The sequence below is a fragment of the Actinokineospora iranica genome (genome assembly GCF_900101685.1).
Classification (GTDB): Bacteria; Actinomycetota; Actinomycetes; order Mycobacteriales; family Pseudonocardiaceae; genus Actinokineospora; species Actinokineospora iranica.
Genome location: NZ_FMZZ01000002.1, coordinates 47,620 through 62,045 on the forward strand (window position 1 = coordinate 47,620; position 14,426 = coordinate 62,045).

The 14,426-nt window shown below is 72.4% G+C and carries 13 protein-coding genes and 1 pseudogene; 8 read left to right on the forward strand and 6 right to left on the reverse strand.

Annotated elements, in window-relative coordinates; all coding sequences use genetic code 11:
- Positions 1–52 precede the first annotated feature (52 nt).
- The 3 genes and pseudogenes from BLS56_RS05490 to BLS56_RS05500 all read right to left on the reverse strand — a co-directional run bounded on the left by BLS56_RS05490 (position 53) and on the right by BLS56_RS05500 (position 1,628).
- A complete protein-coding gene (locus BLS56_RS05490) occupies positions 53–259 on the reverse strand; it encodes a hypothetical protein (protein ID WP_091448851.1) in 207 nt (68 codons plus the stop codon).
- Positions 260–366: 107 nt separating this feature from the next.
- A pseudogene (locus BLS56_RS05495) lies at positions 367–792 on the reverse strand (AMP-binding enzyme); the annotation flags it as partial.
- Positions 793–1,034: 242 nt separating this feature from the next.
- Positions 1,035–1,628, reverse strand: a complete 594-nt coding sequence (locus BLS56_RS05500) for a TetR/AcrR family transcriptional regulator (RefSeq protein ID WP_091448852.1) — start codon at positions 1,626–1,628, stop codon at positions 1,035–1,037.
- A gap of 131 nt (positions 1,629–1,759) precedes the next feature.
- On the opposite strand from BLS56_RS05500, the gene BLS56_RS05505 reads away from it, so the two are divergent.
- The 5 genes from BLS56_RS05505 to BLS56_RS05525 all read left to right on the forward strand — a co-directional run bounded on the left by BLS56_RS05505 (position 1,760) and on the right by BLS56_RS05525 (position 7,183).
- The gene (locus BLS56_RS05505; RefSeq protein WP_228771405.1) at positions 1,760–2,686 is read left to right on the forward strand and encodes an SDR family NAD(P)-dependent oxidoreductase; all 927 of its coding nucleotides are present in this window, start codon (positions 1,760–1,762) and stop codon (positions 2,684–2,686) included.
- Positions 2,683–4,350 (forward strand): AMP-binding protein, encoded by a 1,668-nt coding sequence (locus BLS56_RS05510; protein ID WP_091448853.1) that lies wholly within the window; start codon positions 2,683–2,685, stop codon positions 4,348–4,350. Before BLS56_RS05505 ends, BLS56_RS05510 begins: the two co-directional genes overlap by 4 nt.
- Positions 4,347–5,225, forward strand: coding sequence for a patatin-like phospholipase family protein (locus BLS56_RS05515; protein WP_091448854.1), 879 nt, complete (start codon positions 4,347–4,349; stop codon positions 5,223–5,225). The genes BLS56_RS05510 and BLS56_RS05515 overlap by 4 nt, the downstream gene beginning before the upstream one ends.
- Positions 5,222–6,670 (forward strand): flavin-containing monooxygenase, encoded by a 1,449-nt coding sequence (locus BLS56_RS05520; protein WP_091448855.1) that lies wholly within the window; start codon positions 5,222–5,224, stop codon positions 6,668–6,670. Before BLS56_RS05515 ends, BLS56_RS05520 begins: the two co-directional genes overlap by 4 nt.
- Positions 6,671–6,748: 78 nt before the next feature.
- Positions 6,749–7,183 (forward strand): hypothetical protein, encoded by a 435-nt coding sequence (locus tag BLS56_RS05525; protein WP_091448856.1) that lies wholly within the window; start codon positions 6,749–6,751, stop codon positions 7,181–7,183.
- 72 nt (positions 7,184–7,255) lie between these two features.
- Here the strand turns inward: BLS56_RS05525 and BLS56_RS05530 are convergent, their stop codons facing one another.
- On the reverse strand, positions 7,256–8,083 hold the full coding sequence (locus BLS56_RS05530; protein WP_091448857.1) for a helix-turn-helix domain-containing GNAT family N-acetyltransferase: 828 nt from the start codon (positions 8,081–8,083) through the stop codon (positions 7,256–7,258).
- Between the two features lie 125 nt (positions 8,084–8,208).
- Here BLS56_RS05530 and BLS56_RS05535 point away from each other — a divergent pair, with 125 nt between their 5' ends.
- Entirely contained in the window at positions 8,209–9,531 is a 1,323-nt protein-coding gene (locus tag BLS56_RS05535) for an FAD-dependent oxidoreductase (protein WP_091448858.1), read from the forward strand.
- A gap of 55 nt (positions 9,532–9,586) precedes the next feature.
- Here BLS56_RS05535 and BLS56_RS05540 read toward each other — a convergent pair whose 3' ends face one another.
- Entirely contained in the window at positions 9,587–10,801 is a 1,215-nt protein-coding gene (locus tag BLS56_RS05540; RefSeq protein ID WP_091448859.1) for a hypothetical protein, read from the reverse strand.
- 175 nt (positions 10,802–10,976) lie between these two features.
- Here BLS56_RS05540 and BLS56_RS05545 point away from each other — a divergent pair, with 175 nt between their 5' ends.
- Positions 10,977–11,489: an ATP-binding protein gene (locus BLS56_RS05545; protein WP_175482687.1), complete on the forward strand. Its 513-nt coding sequence runs from the start codon at positions 10,977–10,979 to the stop codon at positions 11,487–11,489.
- A gap of 337 nt (positions 11,490–11,826) precedes the next feature.
- Complete coding sequence (locus BLS56_RS05550; protein ID WP_091448861.1) at positions 11,827–12,093, forward strand: hypothetical protein; 267 nt, start codon at positions 11,827–11,829, stop codon at positions 12,091–12,093.
- Positions 12,094–12,260: 167 nt separating this feature from the next.
- Here BLS56_RS05550 and BLS56_RS05555 read toward each other — a convergent pair whose 3' ends face one another.
- Entirely contained in the window at positions 12,261–14,366 is a 2,106-nt protein-coding gene (locus BLS56_RS05555; RefSeq protein WP_091448862.1) for an EAL domain-containing protein, read from the reverse strand.
- Between the last annotated feature and the right edge of the window lie 60 nt (positions 14,367–14,426).

Consider the following 14,426-nt stretch of genomic DNA (forward strand, 5'->3'; position numbering starts at 1 on the left):
GGACACCGGCCCCCGGCGCTGGTCCCACCCGCGCTGGTCGCGTGCACCTTGTTTACGGAGCGACGGCCGCGACTGTGACCGCCGGTTCCGGGCCGACTTGCCCGGGGGCCGACAGCACGTCTCTGGGCAGGGGCGGCGGCAACTGCGCGACGTCGGAGGACGCGGCCCGGTAGCCGACCGCGATCCCCAGCGCGAAACCGATGACCACCAGCCAGAACCCGAGCCGCACCGCCGACACCGCCGACATGAGAACCTGCATCGCGAACTCCTCACGTGAGATGAGAGCACTGGTTTGTGCTTCGATCATCACTCGCGAGAGCGCAAGCGGGACAGAGGTTTCCCGTTGCCGTGGGTTGCGAAAGCCCGCTACCGCAACGGATTGGGGTCGGCCGCGAGCCGGTCGCGCGGTTCCCGCTTGAGAATCCTACCGGCCGCAGACACCGGAATCTTGTCCACAAACCGCACTTCGCGCAACCGCTGGCACGGCGCGACCCGCTCGTTGACCGCGGCCATCAGCGCCGCGGCGGCCACCTCGGGACCGCGCGGCACCACGAACGCCACCGGCAGCTCGCCCGCGGCCGGGTCCGGCTTGCCCACCACGGCGGCGGCCAGCACGTCCGGGTGGGCGTTGAGCAGTTCCTCCAGCTGGGGCGGGTAAACGTTGTATCCCTTGCGCAGCGGCATGTCCTTCTTGTGGTCCACAATGAACAGAAAGTCGTCGCCGTCCACAAGGCCGATGTCGCCGGTGCGCAGCCACCCGTCGGCGAGCACGTCGTCGGTGTCCGCCGCGCGCGGCGGCCTCCGGCAGCAGCGGGTTGACCGGGACGAACGTCGCGCCCGCGCGCAGCGTGCCGTGGTAGGCGACCGGGAACCGAGCAGGATCGCGCCCGCCGCGACGGCCGGGTAGTCCAGAGACCGCGGCACGCCCAGCGGCCGAGTGCTCGATTCCCCCCAGCGAACTCTCCCCAGTGGTCCCCCGGTGGCCGGGCCCGGGGGCGGGGGCCGTCGGCGATCGTATCGGCCACCCGCTCCGGTCAGCGGGAAACCAGCGGCAGCAGGCCCCGGATGAGGTCGACCAGGTTGTCCGCGGTCACCCTCGGGTCGATGACATGCCGGGTGGCCAGGCCGACGGCCAGGTTGACGGCCGACTCGACCAGCGTGCGCACCGGCACGCCGGGGGTGACGCCGTGGTCGGCCAGGCGGGTCTCGATCGCCGCGGCGAGGCTGTCCACCACCGACCGCTGCCGGTCGGCCTCGGCGGCCACGAGCCGCGCCTCGCCGCGCGCGTCCAGCGCGAACTCCAGTTCCAGCCGGGGCCAGCCGCTGGCCATGGCCCGGCTCGTCCAGTCGTGCAGCCGGTCGAGGCCGTCGGCGATGGCGCCCGCGCCGCCGATCACGTCCCGCAACTCGCCGATGCGCTCGCGCTGGATGTCGCGCAGGACGAGCAGGGCAAGCTGCGCCTTGCCGTCGAAGTTGGAGTAGACCGCGCCGGTGGTGACCCCGGTCTCCTCCGCGATCCGCGCGATCGACGTCGCGTGGTAGCCGTCGCGGAGGAACAGGTCGCGGGCTGTGCGCAGCAGCGCCTCGCGGTTCCTCGTCTGGGCCTCGGCCCGGCTGAGACGCGCCATGGGGTGAATCCTCACCGTCGGACCCGAATCGTTGACAACGTCGCATAGGCACGATATCCAGATAGCGACATTATTCCAACTGGGTGCGCGCCGCAGGCCGACACCCGTGCGGCTGAGCGGAGGTCGGTCAGATGGCAGCCCGCCGCCACCCGGTCCTCGCGCGCCTGTCCCGCAGCGGAGCCGCGCGCTGGATGGCCAATCCGCGCTCGCACGTCGACCCCGCCGCCCTGCGCGCGGCCGTGTCCGGCCGGGTCGTGCTGGTCACCGGCGCGTCCTACGGCCTCGGCGAGGCGACGGCCCGGCGCCTGGCGCACGCGGGAGCGACCGTGCTGCTCGTCGCCAGGACCGCCGACGCGCTCGACGCGCTGGCCGCCGACCTGTGCCGCGCGGGCGGGACCGCGCACCCCTACCCCACCGACCTGACCGACCCGGCGCAGGTCGAGGCGCTGACCGAGCGGGTGCTGCGCGAGCACGGGCACGTGGACGTCCTGGTCAACAACGCGGGCAAGTCCATCCGCCGCTCCATCGCGAAGTCCACCGGCCGGTTCCACGACTTCGAGCGCACCATCGGGGTGAACTACCTCGGCCCGGTCAAGCTGTTCCTCGGCCTGCTGCCCGCCATGCGCGCCCGCGGCCGCGGGCACCTGGTCAACATCTCCACGATCGGCGTGCAGGTCCCGCCCGCGCCGAGGTGGGTGGCGTACCAGGCGTCCAAGACCGCGTTCGACGTGTTCTTCCGCGGCGTCGCGACCGAGATCGCCCGCGACGGGATCACCGCGACCTCGGTGTACATGCCGCTGATCAGGACCAGGATGAGCGCCCCCACCCGCGCCTTCGACGACCTGCCCGGGATGACGGCCGACGAGGCAGCGGGCGTGGTGTGCCGGGCGATCACGCGCCGCCCCGCCCAGATCAGCCCCTGGTGGGCCGACCTGGCCGAACTCGGCGCCGCCGCCACCCGCCGCCCCTGGCAGGCGCTCGCGGGCAGGCTGTCCGGCGCCAGCAAGCACGGCGCCAGTGAGCACGGCGGCGGCGGACGCGGGAGCGTGCGGGCATGAGACGACTGGGGATCCGGGGCAGCGCGGGGAAGCTGGGCAGCGGAGCCGCGATCCTGCGGCACACCGCCGCCGCGCTGCTCAGCACCGGGTTGGCGGGCCAGTCCCGGCCGGGGCACCTGCGCGACATGCGGCGCGCGGTGCGGCACACCGGTACCTCGCCCGCCACCCTGCTCGCGGTCGCCGCGGCGCACCGGCCGGACGCGCTGGGCCTGGTCGACGACCGCGGCACGCTCACCTTCGGCCAGTTGAACGACGCCGCGGCCCGGCTGGCCCGCGGCCTTCTCGACCGGCACGGGCTGCGCCCCGGCGCCACGATCGCGGTCCTGTGCCGCAACCACCGCGGCTTCGTCCTCACCAGCGCCGCGGCGGGCCGGGTCGGCGCGGACGTCGTCTACCTCAACACCGAGTTCTCCGGCCCGCAGCTTGCGCGGGTCTGGCCCCGGCTGGGCGCGGACCTGCTGGTGGTGGACGAGGAGTTCCTGCCGCTGGTCCCCGAGGGCACGCCGAGGGTAGTCGCCTGGCAGGACACGACCGCGGAGCTCACCGCGGAGTCCACTGTAGATCCGGTTGTCGAGTGGTCCACTTTGGATGGACTGGTCGCCGGGCACGCGCCGCTGTCCGAGGTGGGCAGGCTGCGGCAGGGGAAAGTCACCATCCTGACCTCGGGGACGACCGGGGCGCCCAAGGGCGCGCCGCGCACGCCGAGCCCGCTGGCCGTCCTCGGCCCGGCCGTGACGATCCTGCGCCGCACCGGGCTGCGCTCCGGCGACCCGGTGCTGATCGGGCCGCCGCTGTTCCACGGCTTCGGGCTCGCCGCATGGGCGCTCGCGGTGTTCCTGCGCTCGCCGGTGGTGCTGCGGCGGCGGTTCGACCCGGAGGTCGCGCTCGCCGACATCGAGCGGCACGGGATCGCCTTCGTGGCAGCGGTTCCGGTGATGCTGCAACGGATTCTCGCGCTGCCCCCGGCGGTGCGCGAGGGGTACGACCACGGCTGCCTGCGGGCGGTGCTCTCCGGCGGCGCGGCGCTGCGGCCGGTGCTGGCGGAGCGGTTCATGGCCGAGTTCGGCGACGTGCTCTACAACGGGTACGGGTCGAGCGAGATCGGCATCGCCGCCGTCGCCACCCCGGCCGACCTGCGGGCCGCGCCGGGCACGGTGGGGCGGCCCACGGTCGGTGTTCCGGCCCGGGTCCTCGGTGCCGACCGGCGGCCGGTGCCCGCAGGTCAGCCGGGGACCATCTTCGTCGGCGGGCCGCTGGTGTTCGAGGGGTACACCGGCGGCGGGACGAAGGAGATGGTGGACGGGCTGATGAACACCGGCGACGTCGGCCGGATCGACAGCGAGGGCCGACTCCACGTCGACGGCCGGGCGGACGACATGATCGTCTCCGGGGGTGAGAACGTCTACCCGCAAGAGGTGGAGGACGTGCTCTCCCGGCACCCGGCCGTCGCCGACGTCGCGGTGATCGGGGTGGACGACGATGAGTTCGGCCAGCGGCTGGTCGCCTACGTCGTCGCCCGCGACGCGCCCCCCGATCCGGCCGACCTCGCCTTGCACGTCAAGGAGAACCTGGCCCGCTACAAGGTTCCCCGCGCGTTCGTGTTCCTCCCCGAACTGCCCCGCAACCCCACCGGGAAACTGCTGCGCGGCGGGCTGCCGCGATGACCCGGCGCGGGCTCGTGGTTGGCTGCGGCGGCACGGTGGGCTTCGCGTGGTCGGTCGCGGCTTTGCACTCGCTGAGCCGGGACCTGGCCTGGGACCCGCGCTCCGCCGAGGTCATGGTCGGCACGTCGGCAGGCGCGGAACTGGTCGCGATCCTCGCCGCCGGGTTCACTGTGGACGATGTGCTGGCCGCGCTGACCGACCAGCCGCACGCGCCCGCCCTGCTGCGGGACCACTTCGCCGCCTGCCCCGGCGCGCTGCCGCCGGTCCCGGCGCTCGGGTTCGCAGCGCCCCGGCTGCCGCGCGTCGGCGCGCACCCGCTCGCCCGGCTGGCTGGCCTGCTGCCGCTGGGGCGCGGCGACCAGACCTGGCTGCACCGCCTCGGCGACGCGCTGGCCCCGCAAGTCGCGCACCGGGACACGCTGCTGGTGGCCGCGGACCGCGACACCGGTGAGCGGGTCGTCTTCGACGCGGCCACCGGCCCGCTCGGCCCGGCGATCGCCGCGTCCTGGGCGATTCCGGGGTGGTTTCCCCCGGTGGAGATCGGCGGCCGCGCCCACATCGATGGCGGTGTGCTCTCCCCCACCTCGGCCGACCTGCTGGTGTCGCGGGGGCTGGACGAGGTCGTGGTCATCGCCCCGATGACCTCGGCCGGGCCCGCGCCCGCGCGCGGGCTCAGCCGCCTGGAACGCCTGCTGCGCAGGCCGATGAGCCGACTGCTGGACGCGGAGGCCGCCGCCCTGCGCGCTGCGGGCACGGTGGTCCACCGGATCGAACCCGGGCCGGAGGACCTGGCCGCCATGGGGCCCAACTTCATGGACCCCCGCCGCGCGCTGTCCACAGTGGAAACCGCTTTGCGGGTGCGGGCGCCCCGATGACCCGCTCGTTCGAGGTGCTGGTGATCGGCGCGGGCGCGTCCGGCATCGGCGCGGCGATCCGGCTCAAGCGGGACGGGATCGACTTCGCCGTGCTGGAGAAGGCCGACAGCTTCGGCGGCACCTGGCGCGCCAACACCTATCCCGGCTGCGCCTGCGACGTGCCGTCCGCGCTGTACTCGTACTCCTTCGCCCCGAATCCGCTGTGGAGCCGCGCTTACGGGACGCAGCCGGAGATCCGCGCCTACCTGACCCGGACCGCGGACGAGCACGGCATCGCCGCGCACACCCGGTTCGGCGTCGAGATGACCGGCGCCCAGTGGGACCCCGACGCGGGCCGGTGGCGCGTCGAGACCACGGACGGCCAGTACGACGCGCGGTTCCTCGTCACCGCCTCCGGGCCGTGGAACGAGCCGCTGGTCCCCGAGATCCCCGGCCTGGCGGACTTTCCCGGCGAGGTCTTCCACTCTGCGCGGTGGAACCACGGCTACGACCTGACCGGCAAGCGCGTCGCCGTGGTCGGCACGGGCGCGTCCGCGGTGCAGTTCGTGCCGGAGATCGCCGCGCGCACGGCGCGGCTGCACCTGTTCCAGCGCACCGCGCAGTGGGTGCTGCCCAAGCCCGACCACCGGGTGTCCGGCTTCGCCCAGGGCCTGCTGCGGCGGTTCCCACTGGCGCGGCGGGTGGTGCGCGCGGGCCAGTACGCGGTGCTGGAGACCCTGGGCGTCGGCTTCCGCGTCCCCCGGCTCATGCGGCTGGTGCAGGCGCTGGGCCGCGCGCACCTGCGGCTCACGGTCCGCGACCGCGCGCTGCGGGCGAAGCTGACGCCGGACTACACCATCGGCTGCAAGCGCCTGCTGTTCTCCAACAGCTACTACCAGACCCTGGCAAAGTCCACAGTGGACGTCCATGCCTGCGCGGTCGCGGAAGTCCGCGGCTCGACGGTGGTCGGCGCGGACGGCGACGGCGCCGAGGTCGACGCCATCATCTTCGCCACCGGTTTCCACATCCTCGACTCCCCGCTGCGCGAACTGGTCCGCGACGCGCACGGGCGCGCCCTCGACGACCACTGGAAAGGCAGCCCGCAGAGCTACCTCGGCACGGTCGTGTCGGGTTTCCCCAACCTGTTCCTGCTGCTCGGCCCGAACCTGGGCACCGGGCACTCGTCGGCCTTCGCCGTCCTCGAAGCCCAATTGGACTACACCCTGGCCGCCATCGCCCACGCCAGAGCGGCGAACTGGACCAGTATGCGGGTGCGCGCGGAAGTCCAGGCCGCCTACAACGCCGACGTCCAGCGCGCTCTCGCGGGCACCGTCTACAACACCGGCGGCTGCGCCAGCTACTACTTCGACGCCAATGGCCGCAACAGCTTCAGCTGGCCATGGTCCACCAGCAGACTCCGCTCTCGAGTCGGCGCATTCGACCCCCGCGCATTTGTGGCGGATTGATAACCAGCACCGAATCCGCAGCCGAGTGAATAGGGCGTCCGGCGGTAGTCACCGGTGATCGGAAATCGTGATCTGCTAGTGGCCCTCGGACCGCTGTGGTCCGGCGACCAGATGATCCGCCTGGGCACCCTCGGCAGGCAGCACAGCGAGGTCGCCTCCGGCCCGCAGGCGATCAACGACGCCGGTGACGTCGTGGGGACGAGCAGCACCGCGGCGGGCGCGCCGCGCGCCTTCCTGTGGCGGCACGGCACGATGATCGACCTCGGGACGGCCGGCGGGACGTACAGCTCGGCCAAGGCCGTCAACGACCGGGGAGACGTCGTGGGCATCAGCAGCGACACATCCGACGACTACCGGCGCACGTTCCTGTGGCGCGATGGGACGATGACCGATCTTGGCACTGTCGGGGGCAAGGACGCGCGTCCGTTCGCGCTGAACAACCGCGGCCAGGTCGTCGGCTCCAGCGAGGACAAGACGCACGGCATCCGCCCGACCCTGTGGACGACTCGCTGACCCGACCCCGTTCCGCGGCCGCCGCGGCCGTGCTCGCCGTGGGCACACGGCCGCGGCGGCCCGTCCGCACGCTCAGTCCGCGGCGCGGCGTTCCAACAGGACAGTGTCCCGCCACACCCCGTGGTGCCGCGCGATCCGCTCCCGCACGGCCAGCGTGCGGAAGCCCGCCGCGTGGTGCAGCGCGAGGCTGGCGCGGTTCTCGGGGAAGATCGAGGTTTGCAGCGTCCACAGGCCACCCTCGTCCGCGGCCGTGACCTGCTTGTGCAGCAACGTCTTCCCGACACCTCGGCCCCGGTAGTCGGCGCCGACGTAGACCGAGGTCTCGGCGACCCCCGCGTAGCACTCGCGAGTGGACACCAGGGTCGCCGCCGCCCATCCCGCGACCTCGCCGTCGATCTCGGCGACCCAGCGGTGCGCGGGCAGCCACTTGGCCTCCAGCGTCTTGCGGGCGGGGACCTCGGTCTCGAATGTGGCGTCGCCGGTGGCGATGCCCTCGCCGTAGATCCGGCGGACCGCCGCCCAGTCATCCGGCCGCAGCGCCCGCACGGCGACGTCGGCGGGCAGGTCGGCGGGGCAGCAGGGACGCGGGGCCAGCACGCCCATCACCGCGTCCGCGGCGTGCGGCAGGCCGGTGCAGCACGCGGTGTTCACCGTCACGAGGGTCGTGGTCCCTTCTTTGCGTAGCAGCACAAATCCGACGTCGGCGAGCTTGCGGATGTGGTGGGAGCAGGTGGACTGGCTGATGCCGACCCGCTCGGTCAACTCGCCGACGGTGACCGCGCGCCCGGCGACCGCGACCGCGTGCAGCAACCGCACCCTGGTCGGCTCGGCCAGGCAGGCGAACCACTCGGCGTAGGTGTCGGCGTCGTGCGGCGCGAGCAGCCCGGTCGTGGTGGTCATACCGCACAGTATCGACCACGCTCGATGGTTGCGTCAATCGATACCGGTCGATATAGTTCACCTCGTTGGATCGACGAACGTCGATGTATCGCTCTTGACAAGTTCTCTCTCGACAAGGAGGAATCATGGACGGACTCCCCGTGGTCGTGGTTGGCGCTGGCCCGATCGGCCTGGCCGCCGCGGCGCACCTGGCCGAGCGCGGGCTGCGCCCGCTGGTCCTGGAGGCGGCCGACCGGGCCGGTGCGGCGGTGGCCCAGTGGCACCACGTCCGCCTGTTCTCGGCGTGGCCCGAGTTGGTCGACCCCGCCGCCGCGCGCCTGCTCGCCGCCACCGGCTGGCAACCCCCCACCGACGGCTACCCGACCGGCGCCGAGTGGGCGGCGGACTACCTGTCCCCGCTGGCCGCGGCACTGGGCAACCGGGTCCGGTACAACGCCCGCGTCGTCGGCGTCGCCCGCCGCGGCCGCGACCTGGTGGTCGACGCGGGCCGCGACACCGAGCCGCTGACCGTGCACGTCCGCACCCCCCACGGCGAAGAACTGATCACCGCCCGCGCCCTGGTCGACGCCTCGGGCACCTGGACCACGCCGAACCCCCTCGGCGGCGACGGCCTGCCCGCCCTCGGCGAAACAGCGGCCGCCGACCGGATCGCCTACCGCGTCCCCGACCTCGCCGACCCGGCCACCCGCGCCCGGTACGCGGGCAAGCGCGTCGCCCTCGCGGGCAGCGGCCACTCCGCGCTGACCGCGCTGGTCGCACTCACCGAACTCCCCCACACCGAGGTGCTGTGGCTGCTGCGCCGCGGCGAACCAGGAGCCCTCTTCGGCGGCGGCGACGCCGACCAACTCCCCGCCCGCGGCGCGCTGGGCCGCAAGGCGCAAGAGGCCGCCCGCGCCGGGCACGTCCGCACAGTCACCGGTTTCCGCACCACCACCGTCGAACAAACCGCAGACAGCATTGTCTTGACCTCTATAGAAGGCCAACGCCTGGACCCGGTAGACGAGGTAGTGGCACTCACCGGCTTCCGCCCCGACCACACCTGGCTCTCCGAGATCCGCCTGGACCTGGACCCCGTCCTGCGCGCCCCGACCGCGCTTGCCCCGCTCATCGACCCCAACGTCCACTCCTGCGGCACCGTCTACCCGCACGGCGCCGCCGAACTGGCCCACCCCGAACCCGGCGTCTTCCTGGTCGGCATGAAGAGCTACGGCCGCGCCCCCACCTTCCTGGCCATGACCGGCTACGAGCAGGTCCGCTCCGTCGCCGCCGCCATCGCGGGCGACCACGAATCCGCCACCAGGGTCGAACTGGTCCTCCCCGAAACCGGCGTCTGCGGCGGCTCCGGCCTCTTCGACACCGCGACCAACGACGCCGAGACCACCGAAGGCGGCTGCTGCGGCCCCGCCCCGAAGGCGCTGTCCCTGACCGCCCCCAGCCCGAAATCCTGACCCCGGCGGCTCCGGTCTGGCGCGGTGCACCACGCCAGACCAGCAGGTCAGCGCGTCAAGAGCGCCCGGACCACCGCTCCCGATGCCAGGCGAAATACCGCTCGGTCTCCGCCCGATGCGCCCCACACCGTTTGCCGCTCAGCAGGGCCAGATGGTCGCCGAACCGGCTCCCGCCGACCCCGGACTCCGAGACCCGGATGCCCCCGTCCGCCCGCACCGTCACAACCCCGCGCTCGAAGAGGGCGTCGCACCCGAACGAGCAGGCGAGCATGGCCACATTGGTCAGGTCCCGGCGCTCGTCGTCGTCGCACACGGACCGCTGCTTGATGTGCGCGGCCACCAGGAACCGCACCGGGAACTCGTCCCCGCACAACGCGCACGCCGCGACCTTCTTCGCCCCGACCAGCCGCGCCCGCAGGTCCGCCTGCTCCACCCGGTACTTGACCTCGGTGGCCCGGTCGAGCACCCCGTAGGTTTTGTCCTTGCTCCTGTCTTCGTCCGTGGCGCGGCCGAGGACGAACGTCGGCGGGTCGCCGACCAGCGCCGCATCGGGCAGCTGCGCCAGCACCCGTCCGACAAGCTCCCCGTCGTCCCCCAACTCGGAAAGCGAAACGGACCCCCGCTGCCACAGCCGGTCGATGCCCGCCTGCACCGCCGCGACGAGCACCGGCTCCGCGACCGCTGAATCCTCAGGGGCGATCAGCACCAGCGTGCCGTCGACCTTGAGCATGAGGTCGTTTCCGCCGATGGCCGCCCCACCGTTCGCCACCTCCAACGCAGCGAGAACGTCGCGGGCGTCCGGCCCGACTCGCGGGCTCACCACCGCAGCGGCCAACTCGGCAGCCTCGTGCGCCCCGTAGCCAGGCACCTGCAGCCGAATCCGGATGCGCTTGCGGTTGTTGCTGTCGCCTGTCGCGCCTGCCGATCGCCCGACCCGGCTTTGCGGGCTGGTCAACTGCTTGCGCACGTCCTCGGCATCGGTGGTCGGCGTGAGCTGGATCGGCTCGGTGATCAAGGCGCGCTCGCTCTCGGACAGGCCGGCCCGGTGCACTTGCCGTGAGTCGACCACCGCTGAGGTGATCACCGCTCGCAGCCTGGCGAGGCGACTGATCAGGAGCCGCAGCGTCTCGACGTAGTCCTTGTTGCGCGGGTGCGGGCTTCCTTTGACCTTCCCTCCCGCGCTCTCCAGCACGAGGGCGAGTTGATCGCCTTCCCGTTCAAAGGCAAACTCGGCGATCAGTTCACGGCCGTTGTCGGTGAAAGCGCGCACGAGAGTCAGAACTACACCATCGAGGGACCCTGCGAGACACTTTCGAGGACGCAGAGGGTGACTTGTTCGGTCCGGTCGTATACAAGGAGTAAGAGGGTAGACCTCGGGTGTCACCACTGACGGGTGACATGGCACCATCTGCGCACGCGCGGGCGGCAGCGGGAAGGAAGTACCCATGAACGACCGGACCGAACAGATGGACGACCTCCAGTTGGTCGCCCTGCCTAGCGCGGTGGGGTGCACGGAGATGTTCGTGCGGTTCTCGCTGACCGAGTGGGCGCTGCGGCCGATGCGGGAGGCTGCCTCCGAGGTGGCGCGGGCGATGGCGGAGGCTGTCGTGGCCGCGGCTGACCCGGCGGGGCCGGGGATGATGATCGCGCGGGTGCGGCTGTCCGGGGGCGACCTGATCATGGAGATCGAGTCGCCGCGGGAGGTTCGGGCGCCCGCGGCTCCGCCGGGGGGGCACACGGGTGTGGTGGACCTGGGGGCGGGGCGGTGCCTGTTGTGGGCGAGCCTGCCGCTGCCGGGAGGTATGGAGGCCTCGGCCGTGCCGTTGCCGCGGCGGCAGCGGCGGCCGTCGCAGGCCGCGGCGATCGAGGCGGCGCGGGAGCCGGTGGACACCGACCCCGACGTGATGCAGCGGATTCTGTACGGGCTGGCGAGCAGGCACGACCGGCACCAGCGGTAGCCGAAAGGACCACCCACGCGACACCACCATTCGGGGTGACCCATGGGGGTGAATGCGGCGACGTTCCGGTATCTGAGATGCGGTGTGCCGCCTCTTCCTGGTAGACACCAAGGAGGGGTTCACGGTGGACGGAAGCGGCGTTTCAGCAGGTCATAGCCGGTTCGCCCGGGTGAGCACGCAGCGGGAACCGCTACCCGTCCGGGGGTCGGTAGCGGATTTCAGCGGGGCGTTGGCCGCCCGAAAGTCACGCTTTGTAACGTGCCCGGGGTCGCACTCCGATGGACCCCATGAAGATGAAAAGACTCCACACCAGAAGACACCACCGCAGGGGGGAACCATGAAGGCCACCAGCACACCCTATGAACTGAACTATCGCGTCCTGGCGATGCTCCGCGCCGTCGACGCGGGGCGCGCGCAGATCAGCTGCGGCAGTGAGCCGGACCTCTACATCGACGGCGTGCCGTGCTGCGACCAGTTCGCCGCGCACACCCTCACCCACGACGGTCTGATCACCGGCGACCAGGGCCGGTTCGGCCAGCTGGTGCCCGCGCGGCTCACGGTGGCGGGGGCCGCCGCGCTGGCCTCGTTCGCCGTCGCCGCCTGAGGCGCCCCACATACCCGACGGCCTTCCGGATCAACCGGGGGGCCGTCGAGCTGTCCAGACCGCTTCACCCACGCCACCCGGTTCACGCAGGCCTGTTCACACCACTCGGTTCACGAAGGCCGGTTCACGCCAGCTTGTTCACGCAGTCCGGTTCACACCGCTCGTGTTCACACCGCTGGAAACTCGCCGAACACCGGGCCGGAGGCGCGGTCGGCGCCTGCCTCGGTCCACCACTCGACCTGTGCCGCGGTCTCCATGCCCGCGACCATCACCGAGACCCCGGTGTCCCGCACCATCGGGACCAGGTCCCGGATCGCCCGGGTGAACAGCGCCTCCGGCCGGGGCTCCACAAGCCGGGCCACCACCAGGTCGGCCATCCGCACGGTCTGGATCGGCAGGTCCTCCACGCACGCCAGGTCGCCTCTGGTTCGGCCGAAGCCGGTCAGCACGGACCGGACGCCGAGTTCGACGAGCACGCCGAGGTTGTCCTCGGCCTGGCTGTCCGCCATGCACAGGGAGTCGACCGGCATTCCGATTTCCAGTTCCTCCGCGCTCAGGCCGGATTCCGCCAGCGCCCGCCGGACGGCCGCGATCAGGTCCGGGTCGGCTGACTGCTCGGCGGTCAGCTCCACGTAGAGCCGGGGCGCGGCGCCGGTGCGCTCGCGCAGCGCGACGAGGCGTTCGGCGGCGTGCTGCAGCAGCCAGTGGCCCAGGGGGACGCCGAGGCCGGTGTCGAGCAGCACTTCGTGGCAGCGGCGGTGGTCGATCACGCCCTGCGTGGGGTGCGTCCACCGCAGCAACGCTCGGGCGGCCATCGCTTCCCGGCGGTCGGTCAGCACTACCGGCTCGAACTCCACGTCGAGTTCGCCGTTCTCCCACGCCCCGGGAATCGACGCGGCCAGCCGGTAGTGCTCGCGGAAACGGCGGTTCTGCTCCGGGTCGACCAGGCACCACTGGCGGCGGCCCGCGGCCTTGAGTCTTCGGACCGCGATGTCGGTGGCCCGCAGCAGGTCGCCGGGCTCGGTGTCGGGCGCGGGCAGCCGGACCACCGCGATGGTCGCGGACGCCGCGATGCCGTCGCCGCCGACGTAGGTCGGCTCGGACAGCACCTCGTTGATCGCGGTCGCGACCGCGCCGACGTCGGTGTCGGGCCCGTGGTGCAGCAGGATGGCGAACTCGTCGCCCGCGATCCTGGCGACGACGCCGGGGTGCGCCGCGCCCGCGTGCTCGGCCACGACCATGGACAGGCAGGCGGCGACGTGGCGCAGCAGGTGGTCGCCCGCCTCGCGGCCGATGCCGTCGTTGACGACGGCGAAGTCGTCAAGTCCGAGGTGGAACACCGACAGGTCCGCGCCCGCGCCCAGCGCCTCTTCCAGCCTGGTGACGAACGACTGCCGGTTCCGCAGCCCGGTGAGCGGGTCGTGCGTGCCCTGGTGGCTGATCTGGTGCTCGAGCAGGTGCAGGTCGGAGATGTCCTGGACCATGGTCACGTGGTGGTCGGGCTGGCCGTCGCGGTCGCGCAGCACCGACACCGCGATCCGCACCCACACGGTCTCGCCGTCGGCGCGGACGAGCCGGGTGCGCTCGTGCAGCTGGTCTCGGCCCGGGTGCTTGGCGGTGAGCAGGTCGCTGTATCGGGACCGCAGGTAATCGCGTTCGTCCGGGTGGAACAGGTCGTCGAGGCGTTTGCGGAACAGCGTGCCGGGGTCGTGGCCGAGCATGTCCTCCAGCGCCTTGTTGGCGCGGGCGACGCCGCCGCCGGGATCGCTGATCACCATGCCCAGCGAGGACGTCGCGAACACCTCGCTGAACCGCGCCTCGCTGGCCCGCAGGTCGCGCTCGACGTTCTCCTTGGCGCGCATCAGGGCGCCGCGCAGGTCTTCCTGCTCGAAGAACAGCCGGTCCCGGGTCGCCTCGGCGAATCCGGCCGCGATGGCGGCGAACACCGGCAGCAGCGACGACTCCACCGAACCGTCCACATCGGACTGGTCAGCGCGCTCGGCCAGCCGGGGCAGCTCCGGCGCGAGCAGGTCGATGGAGGCCCGCACGCACACCGGGTTGTGGAAGCCCGCCTCGACAAGCCGTTTGCCCACCGCCGCTGCGGACGCCGGGTCGGCGTCCGCGCGCAGGCACCCGGCCAGGGCGCCGAGCAGGTCGGCGAGGTCGCGTTCGATGGCGTCCCGGGACCGCGGCACGTAGACCACCTGGGTCAGCGCCGCTGCCCATCTTCTGGCCAGGTCGGCCCATCTGTTGGCCAGTTCAGCGCGGTCCACGCGGACCGTCCGGACGGCACGTCATCGAGTGTCCTTGTCGGTGGGATCGGTACCGAGGGG

What these genes read in the sequence shown, in the direction of transcription:
- BLS56_RS05530 (WP_091448857.1), bottom strand. Translation starts at nt 8,083, where the DNA reads ATGACCACCACGACCGGGCTGCTCGCGCCGCACGACGCCGACACCTAC.
- BLS56_RS05550 (WP_091448861.1), top strand. Translation starts at nt 11,827, where the DNA reads ATGAAGGCCACCAGCACACCCTATGAACTGAACTATCGCGTCCTGGCG.
- BLS56_RS05545 (WP_175482687.1), top strand. Translation starts at nt 10,977, where the DNA reads ATGAACGACCGGACCGAACAGATGGACGACCTCCAGTTGGTCGCCCTG.
- BLS56_RS05490 (WP_091448851.1), bottom strand. Translation starts at nt 259, where the DNA reads ATGCAGGTTCTCATGTCGGCGGTGTCGGCGGTGCGGCTCGGGTTCTGG.
- BLS56_RS05520 (WP_091448855.1), top strand. Translation starts at nt 5,222, where the DNA reads ATGACCCGCTCGTTCGAGGTGCTGGTGATCGGCGCGGGCGCGTCCGGC.
- BLS56_RS05500 (WP_091448852.1), bottom strand. Translation starts at nt 1,628, where the DNA reads ATGGCGCGTCTCAGCCGGGCCGAGGCCCAGACGAGGAACCGCGAGGCG.
- BLS56_RS05515 (WP_091448854.1), top strand. Translation starts at nt 4,347, where the DNA reads ATGACCCGGCGCGGGCTCGTGGTTGGCTGCGGCGGCACGGTGGGCTTC.
- BLS56_RS05505 (WP_228771405.1), top strand. Translation starts at nt 1,760, where the DNA reads ATGGCAGCCCGCCGCCACCCGGTCCTCGCGCGCCTGTCCCGCAGCGGA.
- BLS56_RS05535 (WP_091448858.1), top strand. Translation starts at nt 8,209, where the DNA reads ATGGACGGACTCCCCGTGGTCGTGGTTGGCGCTGGCCCGATCGGCCTG.
- BLS56_RS05510 (WP_091448853.1), top strand. Translation starts at nt 2,683, where the DNA reads ATGAGACGACTGGGGATCCGGGGCAGCGCGGGGAAGCTGGGCAGCGGA.